At 68.3% G+C, this 16,256-nt stretch carries 16 protein-coding genes; 8 read left to right on the top strand and 8 right to left on the bottom strand.

From position 1 onward, the window contains the following. Position 1: 1 nt before the first annotated feature. The 6 genes from M673_RS18010 to M673_RS17985 are packed head-to-tail and all read right to left on the bottom strand — an operon-like array spanning position 2 to position 6,775. The gene (locus tag M673_RS18010; protein WP_061978088.1) at positions 2-1,312 is read right to left on the bottom strand and encodes an alanine racemase; all 1,311 of its coding nucleotides are present in this window, start codon (positions 1,310-1,312) and stop codon (positions 2-4) included. Further along, the gene (locus M673_RS18005) at positions 1,309-2,265 is read right to left on the bottom strand and encodes an amidohydrolase family protein (RefSeq protein ID WP_061978087.1); all 957 of its coding nucleotides are present in this window, start codon (positions 2,263-2,265) and stop codon (positions 1,309-1,311) included. The genes M673_RS18010 and M673_RS18005 overlap by 4 nt, the downstream gene beginning before the upstream one ends. Next, entirely contained in the window at positions 2,262-3,209 is a 948-nt protein-coding gene (locus M673_RS18000; RefSeq protein ID WP_061978086.1) for an ABC transporter permease, read from the bottom strand. Before M673_RS18000 ends, M673_RS18005 begins: the two co-directional genes overlap by 4 nt. Continuing rightward, a complete protein-coding gene (locus tag M673_RS17995; RefSeq protein WP_061978085.1) occupies positions 3,206-4,159 on the bottom strand; it encodes an ABC transporter permease in 954 nt (317 codons plus the stop codon). Before M673_RS17995 ends, M673_RS18000 begins: the two co-directional genes overlap by 4 nt. Continuing rightward, positions 4,156-5,682: a sugar ABC transporter ATP-binding protein gene (locus M673_RS17990; protein ID WP_061978084.1), complete on the bottom strand. Its 1,527-nt coding sequence runs from the start codon at positions 5,680-5,682 to the stop codon at positions 4,156-4,158. The genes M673_RS17995 and M673_RS17990 overlap by 4 nt, the downstream gene beginning before the upstream one ends. A gap of 25 nt (positions 5,683-5,707) precedes the next feature. Further along, positions 5,708-6,775: an ABC transporter substrate-binding protein gene (locus tag M673_RS17985; RefSeq protein ID WP_061978294.1), complete on the bottom strand. Its 1,068-nt coding sequence runs from the start codon at positions 6,773-6,775 to the stop codon at positions 5,708-5,710. Positions 6,776-6,994: 219 nt separating this feature from the next. Between M673_RS17985 and M673_RS17980 the strand changes: the two genes are divergently transcribed. The 6 genes from M673_RS17980 (at position 6,995) to M673_RS17955 (ending at position 12,115) form a co-directional block, all read left to right on the top strand. After that, positions 6,995-7,663, top strand: coding sequence for an amino acid ABC transporter permease (locus tag M673_RS17980; protein ID WP_148640180.1), 669 nt, complete (start codon positions 6,995-6,997; stop codon positions 7,661-7,663). 11 nt (positions 7,664-7,674) lie between these two features. Then, positions 7,675-8,325: an amino acid ABC transporter permease gene (locus M673_RS17975; RefSeq protein WP_061978083.1), complete on the top strand. Its 651-nt coding sequence runs from the start codon at positions 7,675-7,677 to the stop codon at positions 8,323-8,325. Beyond that, positions 8,312-9,046, top strand: coding sequence for an amino acid ABC transporter ATP-binding protein (locus tag M673_RS17970; protein WP_061978082.1), 735 nt, complete (start codon positions 8,312-8,314; stop codon positions 9,044-9,046). Before M673_RS17975 ends, M673_RS17970 begins: the two co-directional genes overlap by 14 nt. Positions 9,047-9,083: 37 nt before the next feature. Next, on the top strand, positions 9,084-9,866 hold the full coding sequence (locus M673_RS17965; protein WP_061978081.1) for a transporter substrate-binding domain-containing protein: 783 nt from the start codon (positions 9,084-9,086) through the stop codon (positions 9,864-9,866). Between the two features lie 92 nt (positions 9,867-9,958). Beyond that, positions 9,959-10,975: a succinylglutamate desuccinylase/aspartoacylase family protein gene (locus M673_RS17960; RefSeq protein WP_061978292.1), complete on the top strand. Its 1,017-nt coding sequence runs from the start codon at positions 9,959-9,961 to the stop codon at positions 10,973-10,975. A 21-nt stretch (positions 10,976-10,996) separates the two neighbouring features. After that, positions 10,997-12,115, top strand: a complete 1,119-nt coding sequence (locus M673_RS17955; RefSeq protein ID WP_061978080.1) for a LacI family DNA-binding transcriptional regulator — start codon at positions 10,997-10,999, stop codon at positions 12,113-12,115. Between the two features lie 71 nt (positions 12,116-12,186). Here M673_RS17955 and M673_RS17950 read toward each other — a convergent pair whose 3' ends face one another. Next, positions 12,187-12,954 carry a sugar transferase gene (locus tag M673_RS17950; RefSeq protein ID WP_082639816.1) on the bottom strand — a complete coding sequence of 256 codons (768 nt, stop codon included), beginning with the start codon at positions 12,952-12,954 and terminating at the stop codon, positions 12,187-12,189. Positions 12,955-13,349: 395 nt separating this feature from the next. On the opposite strand from M673_RS17950, the gene M673_RS17945 reads away from it, so the two are divergent. Both M673_RS17945 and M673_RS17940 read left to right on the top strand, forming a co-directional pair. After that, positions 13,350-13,865, top strand: a complete 516-nt coding sequence (locus tag M673_RS17945) for an acyltransferase (protein WP_061978079.1) — start codon at positions 13,350-13,352, stop codon at positions 13,863-13,865. A 4-nt stretch (positions 13,866-13,869) separates the two neighbouring features. Continuing rightward, positions 13,870-14,610: an acyltransferase gene (locus M673_RS17940; RefSeq protein ID WP_061978078.1), complete on the top strand. Its 741-nt coding sequence runs from the start codon at positions 13,870-13,872 to the stop codon at positions 14,608-14,610. 6 nt (positions 14,611-14,616) lie between these two features. Here M673_RS17940 and M673_RS17935 read toward each other — a convergent pair whose 3' ends face one another. Continuing rightward, the gene (locus M673_RS17935; RefSeq protein ID WP_061978077.1) at positions 14,617-16,233 is read right to left on the bottom strand and encodes a GMC oxidoreductase; all 1,617 of its coding nucleotides are present in this window, start codon (positions 16,231-16,233) and stop codon (positions 14,617-14,619) included. Between the last annotated feature and the right edge of the window lie 23 nt (positions 16,234-16,256).

Here is a 16,256-nt window from a genome sequence, read left to right as displayed (position 1 = left end):
CTCAGCCGAAGCGCAGGGCCAAGGCCCCGGCGACCGTGCCGTCCTCCCCCAGTTCGTAGAGGATGGCATGCCGGTCGAGACAGGTGCAGGGATGCGACAGGCCGAATTCGACCACATCGCCCGGCCGGATGTCGCGGCCCTCCCCGATCGCCAGGAACGCATGCTGATCGTTGAGGCGAAGGACGCTCGCGCCCTCCGCGCCCGGCGTCAGAGCCCCGTCGCGAAAGCTCCGGAGGGGCGTGGGCAGGCCTTGGTCGATCGCGACGTCGCGCAGACCCATGCCCGCGATGGCGAGCCCCGGCTCGGGCACCGACAGGATTTCGGCCCAGACACGTAGCGCCGGGCGGAAGCCTTGCGCGACCGACACCGGCTTGCCGTCCACGACCAGACCGGCGCGCGCATCCAAAGCCACCATGCCGCGCTCGTAGATGCCGTGATCGTGGAAGAAGATGGCGCCGCTGCGAAGGACGAGCCTTGTCGCGGGGTCGCCCGCCAACACCTCGCGCAGGCCGGACAGGACGAGATCGAAGAAGACCGAGCCGCCCGCCGTCAGGATCAGCGGGCGCTCCAGCCCGACACGCGCGCGCAAGCTTTGGTGGAACGCCGCCGTCGCCGCCATCAGCGCGTCGATGCGGGCGCGCGTCTGAGCCGCATCGGCGGTCGCCGCCGCACCCTCATAGGCGCCCGTGCCGGAAACGCGCAGGCGCGGCGTCTCGGCGGCCAAGGCCGCCGCCAGCACCTTTTCCGCCGCCTCGGGCGTGCGCAGGCCGGCGCGTCCGAGCCCGAGTTCCACCAGGAGGCCGAGCGACGGCAGATCGTCCCGAGCGGCCCAGACCTCCGCGAGATGCCGGACGAGTTCCACCGAATCGACGAAAATATGGAGTTCCGCGTCGGGATGGCCGGCCAAAAGCGCGGCGAGGCGACGGGCGGCGGCCGCGCCGCCGATCTCGTTGGCGAGGATCAGCCGCTTAAGGCCGGCCTTCAGCATCACCGAGGCCTGCCGGATATCGGCGACCGTCGTGCCCCAGGCACCAGCCTCAACAAGGCGGCGGGCCAGCTCGGGCGACATGGGCGTCTTGGCATGCGGGGCGATGGCGGCCCCCGCCTCGCGCACGGCGCGCATCATGAGCGCGACATTGCCGTCGAAGGCTGTGCGATCCAGCGACAGGAGCGGCAGCGCCATGGTTCCGCCCTCGGGGCGCCAGCCCCTGCCCCCGATCGCGGACAGTGGCAGCGGCGCGTGGCCGGGCGGGAAGCCCCGAATGCGATCGTCGATCAGCGGATCGGTGTCGAAGGGCAGCAACTGGCTCATACGGGGTCTCTAGCGATATCTCTGGAGGGAAAGGCCGAGCGATGGAGGCCCAGCCGGTAGGTACGGTTGGCGGTGTCGAAGAAGAGCGCGGCCTGCTCGCTCGGCGAGAGGTCGGCGGCTATAGCGCGGAAGACGCCATAGATCGCGTCGAAGGAGGCATGGAGGCCGGTGACGGGGAAGTCGCTGGCGAACATGGCGCGGTCCGGCCCGAAACAGTCGATCCCATGCGCGATGACCCGGCGCAGGCTCTCCTCCGTCCAGTGCGGATCGTAGGCGACGGGATCGGAGAGCTTGAGGCGCAGGTTCGGCGCCTGCGCGAGCGCGCGTAGACCCTCCGCCCAAAGACGCATCCCCTCCGGGCTCCGGTCGGCCGGGCTCCCGCAATGGTTCAGGACAAAAAGCGTATCGGGAAAGTCGGCCACGAGGCGCTGCGCCTCTGCCATCTGCGGGGGATAGAGCATGAGGTCGAAGACGAGGCCGAGCCGCGTCGCCGCTCGCAGGCCGTTTCGCCAGGCGGGATCGCTCATAAGGCCGGGGCGGTGCGCGAAACACTTGGCGGGATCGAGGTCCCAACTCACGATGTCGCGAATGCCGACGACGCGCGGGCGCGCGGCCTCCGCTTCCAGAAAGGCTTCGGCTCGGGGGTGGGCAAGTGGAACACGGGCGACGAGGCGGCGGGCGATCCGATCGTCCGCTTGGCTCTCCAGCCAGCGCGTTTCACTCAAGGGATCGTCCTCGCGCCAGCCGGCTTCCACATGCACGGTGGCGACGATGGTCTGCCGTGCGGCGTCTCGGGCGTAATGTTCGCGGCGATAGGTCCGGCGGATCGGCTCGATCGAGCCGAAGACCATGTCCCCGCCCTCCGGGCGCTTGCGGAGCCAGGGATGGCAGTCGAGCGCGAGATCCCAGAGATGGTGATGCGGGTCGATCACCGGCCCGGCATAGGCGCTCATCGGCGCGCCTCGCGGCCGGAGATCAGAAGCAAGGCCAGAATCAACGAGCCGAACATGATGGCGCGCCAGCCGGGCGAGGCGTTCACCACGGTGATCAGCGCCGAAGTGGTGACGAGCAGGATCGCGCCGGGAATGGTGCCGGCATAGGTGCCGCGCCCGCCGAGGATCGAGGTGCCGCCGAGAACGACCGCCGCGATCGAGGTGAGCAGATAGGGCTCGCCGATGCCGGCGTAGCCCTGCCGGTTCATGCCGAGCACCAGGATGCCGGCAAGGCCCGAACAGAAGCCGGAGGCGGCGTAGAGGCGAAGGCTCGCGCGCTCGACGCCAAGGCCCGACAGGCGCGAGGCCAGCGGATTGGCGCCGATCGCCATCAGCCGCGCGCCGAAGGGTGCGCGATGGATGACGAGAAGCACCCCCAACGAGACGAGCGCCCAGAGGATGACACCCGCCGGCAGGCCGAAGGGCCGCGCCGACCCCAGCCAGATCACCGCCGGATTGCCCACCGAAACGGCGCTGCCGCCCGCCACGATGATGAGCAGCCCTTGCAGAAAGGTCGCCATGGCCAGCGTCATGATGATGGGCGGCACGCGCAGATAGGCCGCCCCCGCGCCGTTGAGACAGCCGATCCCCGTGGCGAGCGCCAGCGTCAGGACGACGCCAAGGAGGCCGGTCGGATCGGCCGCCGGCGAAAGCAGCGGCAGGAGGATGGCCGAGACCGTGATGACCGCACCGACCGACAGGTCGATGCCACCGGCGATCACCACCAGCGTCTGCCCGGCGGCGGCGATGCCGATCACGGCGCTGAGTTCGAGGAGATAGCGCAGATGGCCCCCGCTGCCGAAGCCCCGCAGGGTCAGGCCGGCAACGAGCCAGACCAGGGCGACGAGAGCGAAGGTGAGGAGCCAGGGGCGCCCGGCAAGGCGAGCGAGCGGGGCGGGCCTCATGCGCCATACCGGGCGAGGAGTTCGGGAACGGCCACGGCGCCGACGATGATGAGCCCCTGCGCCACATATTGCGCGACGGGCGGGAAGCCGAGAAAGAACATGACGTTGATCATCACCGTGAGAAGCAGGCTGCCGGCAAGCGCCCCGCGCATCGTGCCGTGCCCGCCGAGAAAGCCGACGCCGCCGAGCACCGCGCCGGCAATCGAGTTCAGCGTCATGGGTGTGCCGATCACCGGATCGCCCGAGCCGGTCTGCGCCGCGACGAAGAGCCCGGCGAGCGCGGTGAGGAGCCCCGACAGGGCGAAGGCCATGATGCGCACGCGCTCTACCGGCACGCCGGAGCGGAAGGCGCCGAGCGGATTGTCGCCGGCGGCATAGAGGCCGAGGCCGAGCGGCGTCGCCAGAAACAGCTTCCAGCCGGCGACGACGAGAAGCAGGACGGCGAAGGCGGTCGGCTGGTGGCCGGCCAGCGCGTCGGAGAACCAGGCCGGAATGAAGCCGCCAGGGCGCGGCAGGACGAGAAGCGCGCCCCCGCCGACGATGAAGGAGCCGGCGAGCGTGACGATGATCGCCGGCAGGCGGAACAGGGCGACGATGGCGCCGAACACGGCGCCGATGCCGAGCCCCGCCAGAACGACGAGGAGGATCGCGCCGGGCACGCCGAGCGGCCCCGCCATGCTGGTGGCGGCGATCACGGCGCCGAGGCTGACCATGGGGCCGATGGCGAGCGAGATGCCGCCGTTCAGCATCAGGAGCGCCTGCGCCATGGTGACGAGCGCCAGCGGCAGCCAGTTCTGCGTGAACTTGGAAAAGCCGGACAGGCCGAGCACGCCGGGGAAGAGCCAGACATAGACGAGGAGCAGCGCGGCGACGAGGAGATAGAGCCCGCCGAGACCTCGGTTTCGGCCGCGCTGGACCGCGCCGTAAAGGGAGCGAGGCGAGCGGCTCATGCGGCGGTCTCCTGCTGGCCAAGGCCCAGCGCGGCGCCGACGATGGCCTCCTCGGTGATCTCGGCGCCCTTCAGGTGGCCGGCCACCCGCCCCTCGCGAAACACGGTGACCCGGTCGCAGAGATGGACGAGTTCGGGCGTGTCGGAGGAGAGAAGCAGAACCAGGGTCCCGCCGGCGGCGAGGTCCCGCAGCATGCGGTAGATCTCGCGTTTTGTGTCGAGATCGACACCACGCGTGGGGTCGTTGAGCAGGAGGATCGAAGGGCGAAGCGGCAGCCATTTGGCGAGCGCCACCTTCTGCTGGTTGCCGCCCGACAGAGCCTGAACCGGCCGCGACGGATCGCCCTTGATGGCGAGGCGCTGCGAGAGATCGGCGACGAGCCCGGCCTCGGCCGCCCGGTCGCGAAAGCCGGAGCGGGCAAGGCGCGCGATGGAGGGAAGGGTGAGGTTCACGGCGATGGAATGGGGAAGCACGAGGCTCTCGCGCTTGCGGTCGGCCGGGACATAGGCAAGGCCCAGCCGATTGGCCGCTTCCACGCTGCCGGGCAGCACCGCGCCGCCGGCAAGTTGCACGGATTTGGCGCGGGCGGGAATGGCGCCGTAGAGCCCTTGCAGAAGATCCTCCTGGCCCTGCCCCACCAGGCCGCCGATGCCGATCACCTCGCCGCGCCGCGCCTCGAAGTCGACGTCCCGCACGGCACCGGCGCAGAAGCCCTCCAGCCGGATCAGCGTCTCGCCGGGGGAGGGCGTCCAGGCCGGGAAGAGATGATCGGCGTCTCGCCCGACCATGAGCTTCACCAGCGCATCCGGCTCGACGCCTTCAAGCGAGCGGTCGGCCGTCACCACGCCGTCCTTCAGGATGGTGACATGGGAGCAGAGCGCCAGAACCTCGTTCAACCGGTGCGAGATGTAGAGAAGCGCCAGCCCCTCCCCCGCCAGCTGCCGTACGAGACCGGCGAGGATGCCGGCCTCATGGGCCGAGAGCGAGGAGGTCGGCTCGTCCAAAATGAGAACGCGAGGCCGGCGGAACAGGGCCTTGGCGATCTCCACCATCTGCCGGCGCCCCAGCGATAGGGCGCCGACCGGGGTTTCCGGCGGCTCCTCGATGCCGACGAGCCGGCAGACCCGCTGGACGCCCTCCCCCAGGGCCCGATAGTCCACCAGCCCGAACCGGCGGGGATAGGCGCCGAGGCCGATATTCTCGGCGATCGAGAGATCGGCCGCGAGGCTGAGTTCCTGACTCACCACGGCGATGCCCGCCTCGCGCGCGGCGGCGGGCGAGAAGCCCGTGACCGGGCGCCCGTCGACGCGGATGTCTCCTGCATCCGGCGCCAGCGCGCCGGAGAGGAGATTGATGAGCGTGGACTTGCCGGCGCCGTTCTCGCCCAGCAGCGCATGAACCCGGCCGGGGCGAAGCGCGATGTCGACGCCTTTCAGAACCGGATTGCCGAAGAAGCCGCGGTGCACGCCGCGAGCCTCCAGGATCGCGGCTCCGCGGTCCTCTTCCCTTGCCTGATCCGGCATGGCCACCCCTCCCGAGCCGCCGGCCTTACTGCGCCAGGAGCTTGTCGAAGAGCGCCTTATCGTAGCTGGAATAGATGTAGCCGTCGGCGGGGAACTCGCTGGCGCGGGCGAGATAGGTGTCGATCGTGGAATCGTCGATCACCGGCAGAGGAACCTTGACGAAGGCGGGCACCGGCTTGCCGTCCAGCGCCTGAACCGCCGTGTAGACGGCGAGCGCGCCCAGCCAGTTGGGCTGCATCGTCGCCCAGCCCTTGATGCCCTTTTCCTTCCAGAGCTCCAAAAACTGGCGGGCGTTCTCGCCCGTGGTCGGCACGGGATCGCGGCCCTGCCGGTCGAAGGCGAGCAGAGCGCCGGCCGAAAGCGCGCCGCCGAGCGAGAGGACGCCGTCGATCTCGGGATTGGCGAAGAGAAGGCTGGTCATCGCCTCCTGCGCCGGGGCGACGTTGTATTCGGTGTTGGTCTCGGTGATGATTTCGAGGCCCTTGTTGGCGTCGAGCACGGGCTGGGCGCCCTTGCGCCGGTCGTCGCTGACCGAAACGCCGGCCGGACCGTTCATGACGATGATCCGGCCCTTGCCGCCAAGCTGGTCCACCATCCATTGAGCAGCCTTGGAGCCCCACTCGTTGGAATCGGTGTTGATCTTCGCGGTCACCTTGTCGGTATCGACCAAACTGTCGAAGTTCACCACCGCGATCCCCTTGTCGCAGGCGTCCGAGATGACGCGGTCGAGCGCGGTGGAGGAACCGGCGATGACGATGATCGCGTCCACATTGGCGTCGATCATCGACTGGATCTGCTGGATCTGCGTCTGAGCGTTGCCCTGCGCGTCGGTCACCATCAAGTCCTTGACGCGACCGTCCTTCTTCAATTCCTCGACCTCGGCGGTGATCGTGCCTTCGGTCTGCTTCATCCAGGTCGGCACCGAATAGATGTTGGCCCAGCCCACGGTATAGGGCGCCTTGCGGTCGCCCTTGACGCAGTTGGCGGCGGCCTCGGCCCCGCTTGCTCCAAGAAGCCCTGCTGAGAAGGCCAGACAGGCGGCGCTCGCTGTCAGGAGGGCGATGCGGCGTGAGGTCGGGGACTGCACTGTCATGAACGTCTCCACAGGCTTGTGATGAAGTTTCGGACGAGAGGCTGCTTGACAACGTTATCATCGTGCTGCCAGCTATGACAACGTTGTCACGATGAAAAATGTGGCCCGCCTAATATCTGTCCATTTGGTCGGACGGGTCGCCCTTTTGTCCATCGCACGGTGCCGGTCGCTCCTCCGAGAGCGCCCCGCCTCCTGCCCCCTCGCTTGACCCGATGGCTGATGAACCGACTGAACTTCTCCCAGCTCTGGCGCTATGACGACGTGCTCCTGCACGGCGTCCTCGTCACGCTCCTCCTCACCCTGATCGCGACCGTGGCGGGCCTTGCGATCGGCGCGCTGTGCGCCAGCGCCGCCCAGAGCCGTTTCGCGTCCCTGCGCCTCGCCGTGCGGGCCTATGTCGAGATCATCCGCAACACGCCGACGCTGATCCAGATCTTCCTGATCTTCTTCGTGCTGCCCTTCGCCGGGCTGCGGTTGCCGCCGGTCTATGCGGCGGCGACCGCGCTCTCGATCTATTTCGGCGCCCATGCCACCGAGATCCTGCGATCCGGGCTGGCCTCCATTCCGCGCAGCCAGCTCGAAGCCGGCCAGTGTCTGGGAATGACGCGCTGGGAGGTGTTTCGCCACGTCATCCTGCCGCCGGCTCTGCGCAACGTCTTCCCGTCGCTGACCAGCCAGATCGTGCTCCTGTTTCTGGGCACATCGCTCGCATCGCAGGTCTCGGCCGAGGAGCTGTTCCATGCCGCCGGCTTCGTGGAAAGCCGCACCTATCGCTCCTTCGAAGTCTATGCCGTCGTCTGCGCGATCTATCTGGCGCTCGTTCTTCTCATGAGGGGCGCCTTCTTCGCGGTGGAGCGCCTCGCCTTCCGCTGGCCGACCGGGCGCTGAGGAAACAGGTCATGCGCGGCTTCACCCCACAGGACGTTCTCACCATTCTCGCGGCCCTGCGCTGGACGCTGGTTCTCGTCGCGCTCAGCCTCGCTCTCGGTGCGCCCTTCGCGCTTCTGCTGGCGCTGGCGCGCACCGCGCGGGCCGGTGCCTCGCGCTGGATCGCCACGGGCTTTCTCCAGATCGTCCAGGGCGTGCCGGTTCTCGGCCTCATCATGTTCTTCTATTTCGGTCTGCCGGTTCTGACCGGCGTGCAGGTCTCGGCGCTGGCCTCGGTCACCGTCGCCTTCGCGCTCTACACGGCGGCGTTTCTGGGCGAGATCTGGCGCGGCGCGATCCAGGCCATTCCCGCCGCGCAGTGGGAGGCCGGGGCCTGCTTGGGCCTCACCGGCTGGGAGCAGTTCCGCCACGTGATCGGACCGCAGGCCTTCCGCCTCGCCCTGCCAGCGACGGTCGGCTTCCTCGTCCAGCTCGTGAAGAACACCTCGCTCGCCTCGATCGTCGGCTTCGTGGAACTGGCGCGCGCCGGGCAGATCGCCTCGGCGGCGACCTTCCAGCCGCTTGCCGCCTATGCCTGCGTCGCCGCCGTCTATTTCGCCATCTGTTTCCCGCTGACCCTCTGGTCGCGTTCCCTGGAGGATCGCCTCAATGGCGCTCGTTGACATCAGAGACGTCCGCAAGACCTTCGGCAAGCTCGAGGTTCTGAAGGGCGTCACCCTGCCGATCGAGAAGGGCGAAATCGTCACGATCATCGGCCGCTCCGGCTCGGGCAAATCCACTCTGCTTCGCTGCATCAACGGGCTGGATGCGATCGACGGCGGCGAGATCCGCATCGAGAACGAGATCGTCCATGCCCGCACGACGGACCTGCGGAAGCTGCGTCAGCGCGTCGGCATCGTGTTCCAGCAGTTCAATCTCTTCCCCCATCTCAGCGTCGAGAAGAACATCACGCTCGCCCCTGGCCTTCGCGGCCGCGTGGCGAAGGGCGGGGCCGCGCGCGAGCTGGCGCGGCGCGTGCTCGCCCAGGTCGGGCTGGAAGCCAAGATCGACAGCTATCCCGCCGAGCTTTCGGGCGGCCAGCAGCAGCGCGTGGCGATCGCCCGGTGCCTGGCCATGGAGCCGCACCTCATGCTGTTCGACGAGGTCACCTCGGCGCTCGACCCCGAGCTCGTCGGCGAGGTTCTTAAAGTGATGGAGGACTTGGCCCGCCAGGGCATGACCATGATCCTCGTCACCCACGAGATGAACTTCGCCCGCAACGTCGCCTCCCAGATCGTCTTCATGCACGAAGGCCGCGTCTGGGAGCACGGGCCGCCGGCCGAGATCTTCGCCGGGCCGAAGACGCCGGAGCTCAGAAGCTTCATCGGCGCCTCGCAGCACTGATTTCCCCTTCCCTTCCCCCACATCAGGACCCCAGCCCATGCGCGCCTTCCGCACCCTTCTCGCCGCCACCGCCTTCACCCTCGCCATCCTGCCGGCGGGCGCGGCCTTCGCCGACAAGTTGCAGGACGTCCTGTCCGCCGGAACGCTGCGCATCGGCGTTCTCGCCGATTCCGCGCCTTGGGGCTTCAAGGACGGCTCGGGCGAGTTGACGGGCTTCGACGTCGAACTCGCCAAGCTGATGGCCGCCGACATGGGCGTGACGCTCGAGATCGTGGAAGTGACGGGCCCAAGCCGCATCCCCAGCCTCCTGTCCGACAAGATCGACGTGCTGGTGGCCGCCGCCGGCGCCACGCCCGAGCGCGCCCAGCAGGTCATGTTCTCGCAGCCCTATGTCGCGGTGCAGCTCGGCGTCTACGGCAAGGCGGACACGCCGAGCTTCGAGAAGCCCGACGACCTCGCCGGTCATTCGATCGCGGTCGCCAAGGGCTCGACGCTCGACGTCTGGCTGACCGACAACGCCAAGGGCGCGCAGATCGTCCGCTTCGAGGATGCGCCGAGCGCCATCGCCGCCTTCCGCGCCGGCCAGGTCGAGATGTTCGCCGAGAACAGCGCCATCGCGCTCAACGTTTCGGGTGCGGACGCCAGCGTCGCGCTGAAATTCGCCATTCGCCAATCGCCAGCCCATGCGGCGGTGGCGCAGGGAGAGCAGAACCTTCTGAACTGGCTGAACACCGACCTCTTCACCAACCGCATGAACGGCAAGCTGCAGGCGCTGCAGATGAAGTGGTTCAAGGAAGCCGCTCCGCTTCCGACCCTGTGACCCCGGCCTTCGTGCCTTGACGGCGGCGACCGCCGCCGTCCGATTCCCCCTGACGGCCGGGCGAGCGCATGCGCTCCCCGGCGGAGGCTTTCATGCACACCGGTCTCTTTCATTCGATCGACTTCGAGCGGAACGGCAAGGTCTTGTCCTATCTCGGCATTCCCTTCTCGGTCGATCGCTCGCCCTATTATCAGGTCAAGGTCCCGATCTGCCGCATTCGCAACGGCGCCGGGCCGCGCGTCCTGCTCATGGCCGGCAATCACGGCGACGAGTACGAGGGCGAGATTTGCCTGACCCGCCTCATCCGTCGCATCGAGCCGGAAATGATCCGAGGCGAGCTGACGATCCTACCCTTCGCCAACCATCCCGCCGTCATGGCGGCGCGCCGCCGCTCGCCGCTGGACGAAGGCAATCTCAACCGCGCCTTTCCGGGCGACCCATCGGGCACGCCGACCTTCCGCATGGCGCATTTCCTGGAGCATACGCTTTTCCCGCGCCATGATGTGGTGGTGGACCTCCATTCCGGCGGCACCTCGATGGAGCATCTGCCCTGCGCGCTGATCGAGCGGCAGGGGCCGCCGGAGCGCTTCGCCCGCGCGCTGGGACTCATGAAGGCCATGGGCCTCGCCTACGGTTTCATCGCCGAGAACGGCGCCGACGCGCCGACCTCCATGGCGGCGGCGGCGCGCGCGGGGGCGATCGGCCTGTCCGGCGAGTTCGGCGGCGGCGGCACGGCGACCCGCGCCAGCGTCAGGGGCACCGAGCGCGCGCTCGACAATCTCCTCGTCAAGCTCGGCCTCGTCGAGACGCCGCCTTTCGGCACCGATCCCGGCACTTTCGAGGAGATGACGATCCTCGCCCTGGAAAGCCACGAACAGGCGATCTTCGCGACACGGCGCGGCTGGTTCGAGCCGGCGGTGACGCTGGGGGACCGCGTCGAGGCGGGCGATCTCGCCGGCTGGTATCACGATTTCGAACGGCTCGACCTGCCGGAGGCGGAGCTGCGTTTCGAGCGCGGCGGCATCGTCCTGTCGCGCCGTCTTCATACCGATTGCCGATCCGGCGATTGTCTGGTCCAAGTGGCGCGGATCGTCGGCCCGGCCGAATAGCGAAAGGATACGCGACCCGGCATGACGGAGGCGAGAAACGAACCGGCATCGCAGGGCGCGCCCACGCCGCTCCCCACATTCGACGAGGTGGTTCGCGTTCAGCCCGCCAGCCGCGCCGCGCCCGCGCGGGGCCATGACGCCGCTCTCCTCGCCCGTCCGCCGAGGATCGAGGACGTGGCGCGCGAGGCCGGCGTTTCGCCCATCACCGTGTCGCGCGCGCTGCGCTCGCCCGGCCTCGTCTCGCCCGCGACGCTGGAGCGGGTGCGCGCCGTGGTTGAGACCACCGGCTACGTCTCCAATCCGCATGCCTCGGCGCTGCGATCGGGGCGGTCTACCGTGGTCGCCGCCTTCGTCTCGAATCTCGTCAGCCAGCAGTACAACGAGGCCGCCGACGCCTGCTCCGAGATTGTGGAAGCGGCGGGCTACCAGCTGATGATCGGCCAGACCTCCTATTCCTATGCGCGCGAGACGGCGGCGGTTCAGTCGCTGCGCGCGCTCAAGCCCGCCGCCGTGTTCTTTACCGGGGTGGTGGAACTGGAGGACAATCGCCGGGCCTTGCGCGAGCTCGGCGTTCCCATCGTCGAAAGTTGGGCCTATCCGCGCGATCCCATCGACATGCTGGTCGGCATTTCCAACACCGATGGCGGGCGTATGGCGGCCGAGCATCTCGTCGCGCGCGGGCGAAGGCGCCTCGCCTTCGTCGGCCGCAGCGGTGGCCGGGGGCGGTTGCGGCTGCATGGTTTCGAAACGCGCGCGCGCGAACTCGGCGCCGAGATCGCCCTCGTTCGCGAGGTCGAGCATGTCCGTTCCATGTCGGAAGGCCATGTCGTCCTGCGCGAGTTGATCGCCTCGGCCGAAAGGATCGACGCCGTCTTTTTCGCCAACGATCTCCTTGCCATCGGCGCCGTTCTGGAAAGCCGGCGGCAGGGGCTGGCGCTTCCCGACGATCTCGCCATTCTGGGAATGGGCGACAGCGAGTTCGCCGCCGAGATGTCCCCCTCCCTCTCCACCATCGCCATAGATGGTCGCGCGATCGGCGCGCGCGCGGGCGCGCTCTTGTCCAGGCGCCTCCTGGCGAACGGCGACACGCCCTGTCGCGAATGCCTGCCGCTGCGCCTGATCCAGCGCGAGACGACCTGACGTCCGAGCACGGCGAGATTTCGTGGAAAGCTTCGTGCGGCTTGCCCTCCGAGCCCTGTCGAGGACCCAGCCTAGTAAGCGTTCGGGCAGTGGAACGTCAGCGCGATCGTCTTGGACAGGATCATCAGGTCGTAAAGGACCGATGCGTGCCGGATGTAGTGGAGATCCAGCGCGACGCGGCGCTGCATGTCGGAAGGGCGGAGGGTCTCGCCCCGCGCGCCGGAGATCTGCGCCAGTCCGGTCAGGCCGGGGGTGCAGGCATAGCGTCTGGCGTAGCCCGCGACATGGCCGAGATAGTAGAGATCGTGGCTCAGCGCATGCGGACGCGGGCCGACCAGCGACATCTCACCCCGGATGACGTTGATGAGTTGAGGAAGTTCGTCGAAGCTGAGCTGCCGCAGCCAGCGCCCGACCGCCGTCACCCGCCGGTCTCCCCGGCAGGCCTGCGGGAGAAAGCCGCCGGGCCTCTCCGGCGCGACGATCATCGTTCGAAATTTCAGGACCTGGAAGGGCTGATGATGAAGCCCGCCGCGCTCCTGTGTGTAGATGACGGGTCCCCGGCTGGTGAGCTTGATGAGAAGCGCGATGTGCAGCATCAGGGGCAGGACGATGACGAGGATCACGACGGCCAGCATCAGGTCCAGAACGCGCTTGCGCCTCGAAAGGAGATAGGGACTGACCTCCTCCCGCCGGAGAGACCGGCCGCTCGGGACCCGGAGGAGAGAGTCTGGACCGGGCACCGACAGTCCGAAGCGGCTCCAGCCGATGGCCGGCTCTCCCGTAAGCCGTTCGGGGTTCGACCGTGAACCCAGGTTGCGGGTGGGAAGTCCGGTCAGCATCGCAGGCGCTCCTGATCCGGGTTCGTCTGAACCGTCGGAGCATTGGTAAAATATTGGTTAACGCGGTCAATTTCCCTCTTCGGCGGTCATGGCTCCCCGCCTGCCCGGCCGAAAAGGCGTAGGGCGGCCGGGGCTATTCCCAAGGCGGCGGACAGGCAGGCCAAGGCGCGTGCGCATTCGGCGGCGTCCGTCGCGCCCGCCGGTCAGATCTTCGCCTTCCGTCGGACCCCGGAGGCGGCAGGTCGCGAGAGGGTCCCGTCTCCTGCCGGAGCGCTTGGGAGCAAGGCGGCGCCCCCTTCGCCCAAAGCGGTACGCTTCCGTTCCGTAAGGCGACTTTACGGATATCCCCGTCCCATGATCGACTTCGACCGAGCACAGAGGGGACTCGTGAGATCATGACAACGCTGGCGCCGATCCTCGAGGATGGAGTGACGATCCACCATCCGCATCTCGTCAATCTCTATGGCTGCCATGTCGGCGCCGGCTCTCGGATCGGAACCTTCGTAGAGATCCAGCGGAACGCCTTCGTCGGACGCAACTGCAAGATTTCCAGCCATAGCTTCCTTTGCGAGGGCGTGACGATCGAGGATGGCGTCTTCATCGGCCATGGCGTCATGTTCACCAACGATCTCTATCCCAGCGCAGTGACCGAGGACGGCACGGTGCAGGGCGACAGCGACTGGCAGGTCCATCCCATCCGCGTGGGACAGCGCGCCTCGATCGGCAGCAACGCCACCATCCTGGCTGGGGTCACGATCGGCGAAGGCGCCCTCATCGGCGCCGGGGCCGTCGTAACGCGCGACGTGCCCGACTTCGCCATCGTGGCAGGCGTCCCGGCGCGGATCATCGGAAGCACGCGCCACAAACCGGCGCCGGCCGAGGCCAGCCAGGCTGCGGCCTTGGCCGAGTAGACCCATGTCGCTCGGGAGGAACAGGCTCGGCCGGATCGTCAGCGCGGTTCACGCACGCCGAGCCGTCGAGGCCGACCCCGCCTACGAGAGCGACCTGTGCGAAGCCCTGGCCGCCACCTATGGCTCGGCCGGGCTGGTCGATCTCTATGCCCGCTTCGTTTCGGGCGAGGGCTTCGTCGACGCCCTGATGCGCCGCTTGATCTGGCGCGCCCTGTCACGCCGCTGCGCGGACGGGCTGCAGGTCTCGAGCGGCGCCGGCTTCAAGCATCCCGAGACCTTCGAGTTCGGCAAGGGCGTCTTCATAGGCGCCGATGTCTACGTGCAGGGGCGGTTCGACGGCCGCTGCGTGATCGGCGACCATGTCTGGATCGGGCCGCAGGCCTATTTCGACGCGCGTGATCTCGAACTCGGCGAGTTCGTGGGCTGGGGCCCAGGCGCCAAGGTCCTGGGATCGGCTCATACGGGGCTGCCCGTCACCATCCCGGTCGTGCAGACAGACCTTCGGATCGGGCCGGTTCGGGTCGAGCCCTGGGCCGATATCGGCACGAACGCGGTCCTGCTTCCCGGCGTCACGGTCGGCAAGGGGGCGATCGTGGGTGCGGGAGCCGTGGTGGCGGGCGATGTCGCCCCCTTCTCGATCGTGGCCGGCGTGCCGGCCCGCTTCATCCGCTGGCGAGCCGACGAGACGGGCGATCACCCGGCAACCGCGCAGGAAGCCGAGAGGATCGCTCCACCTCGTCTCTAACGAAGGTCAAGCCGATATCGTGGCCCTTTGCGTGGCTTCGGGGTGCCGGGCCATCAGATGATCGGCGAGCCGCAGGGCGAGGGCCATGATCGTCAGGGTCGGATTGGCGCTGCCGGCGGTCGGGAAGGTCGATGCGCTAGCGATGCTGAGATTGGGGATGGCGTGGCAGGCGAGGTCCGGGGCGACCACGGACTCGCACGGGTCCGTCCCCATGCGCGTCGTGCCCGACGGATGTGCGCAGGCTTCCGCCAGTGGCGCGATCGGGCGGGAGGCGTCGCATGCGGCGGGCGTCCAAGACAGGGGACAGGTTCGGTCGAACCCGGCACGGGCCCAATAGGCCTCGATCCGGGCGATGGCGAAGCGGAAGGTTCGCTCGTCGGCCTCTCTCGGCCGCCAGTCGAGGAGAACCTTCGGCATGGCGAGGCTGTCCCGGCTCTCCGACAGGCGGATCTGGTTGCTCCAGTCAGGCAATTGCTCGATCCAGACCTGAAGATCGAACCCGACATGGCGCGGCACGAGAAGCTGCTGCCGCACCCAGCGCCAATAGGCAGACCGGGCGAGAAAGGGGACGTGCCGGCCGAGGGAGGCCCAGTCGCGCGGGTCCATGTCGCGCTTCTGCACGTCCTGCACGATCTTCTTGACGATGCCGAGCGGGCTTTGGCTGAGCGCCATCGTGACATAGGCGAAGGCGCTGGCTGCGCCATCCTCGCGCTGCGCCGCAGCCGTGGTTTCAAGATGCAGGTCCCGCCGCGCGGATTCCAGAAAGCGATAGGCGAAGAGCCGGTTGGTGCCGAGCCAGTCGCCGCGCGAGATCTCGGCCACCTTCACTTTGAGATGATCCTGAAAATAGCGCCCCAGCACGCGGCAATCCGCGAAGGCACGGTGTTCGGACAAGGCGTCCAGCCAGAGCAGGAGGCGAGTGGTCTCAATCGTGCCCGCCGCGAAGACGAAGCGATCGGCCCGCACCGTCAGCGTCCGCCCCGCGCGGCTGCGCGCCTCGACGGATAGAACGCGCCCGGCCACACGGTCGAGCTGGAACCCGCAGACCGTGGCGTCGAGCCAGATGCGAAGGGACGAAAGGGCGCCGATATCGCGCGCCAGAAGCGTCGCCACGTTGGAGCGCCGGAACGAGGGGCATTTGGCGAAACGGCTCGTCAGGTTCCCGTCGTCGCGGGGCAAACGGCCGTCGCGGTCCACCGTGTCGAGAAGGTCGGCCTCGTAGGAACTCGGGCCGATGCCGAAGAGCTTCTCGATCTCGGGCAGATAGGCGTCGAGCTCGCTCCGGTCCAACGGCCAGCCGGGAAGGGACAGATAGTCCCGCGCAGAAACCTCGTGCCGGCTGATCGGGAGCATCCGCCCGCCCCACTTGACGGAGGAGCCGCCGAGCGCGCGATAGCGCCCCGTCAGGGCGCGGGTATAGGCGCCGGAGGGATTGTCGATTTCGTTGAGCGCCTGCGCCGTCGGCTCCAGCGTCGCGCCGCCGCTTTCCAGAACGACGACCCGTCTTCCCCTGCCGGCGAGGCGGCGGGCGAGCAGGAGACCCGCGATCCCGGCGCCGATCACGCAGATCTCGGCGGTCTCCTCGGCGTCTTGGGGATGGGCGGAAAGCGGGATGAGAGGCACGGGCGTAACCCTCGATAGCAGAT

This window comes from Aureimonas sp. AU20, from assembly GCF_001442755.1.
In the GTDB taxonomy this organism is placed as follows: domain Bacteria; phylum Pseudomonadota; class Alphaproteobacteria; order Rhizobiales; family Rhizobiaceae; genus Aureimonas.
Note: the sequence above shows the minus strand (reverse complement) of the source record. Positions and strands in the feature narration are given on the sequence as shown.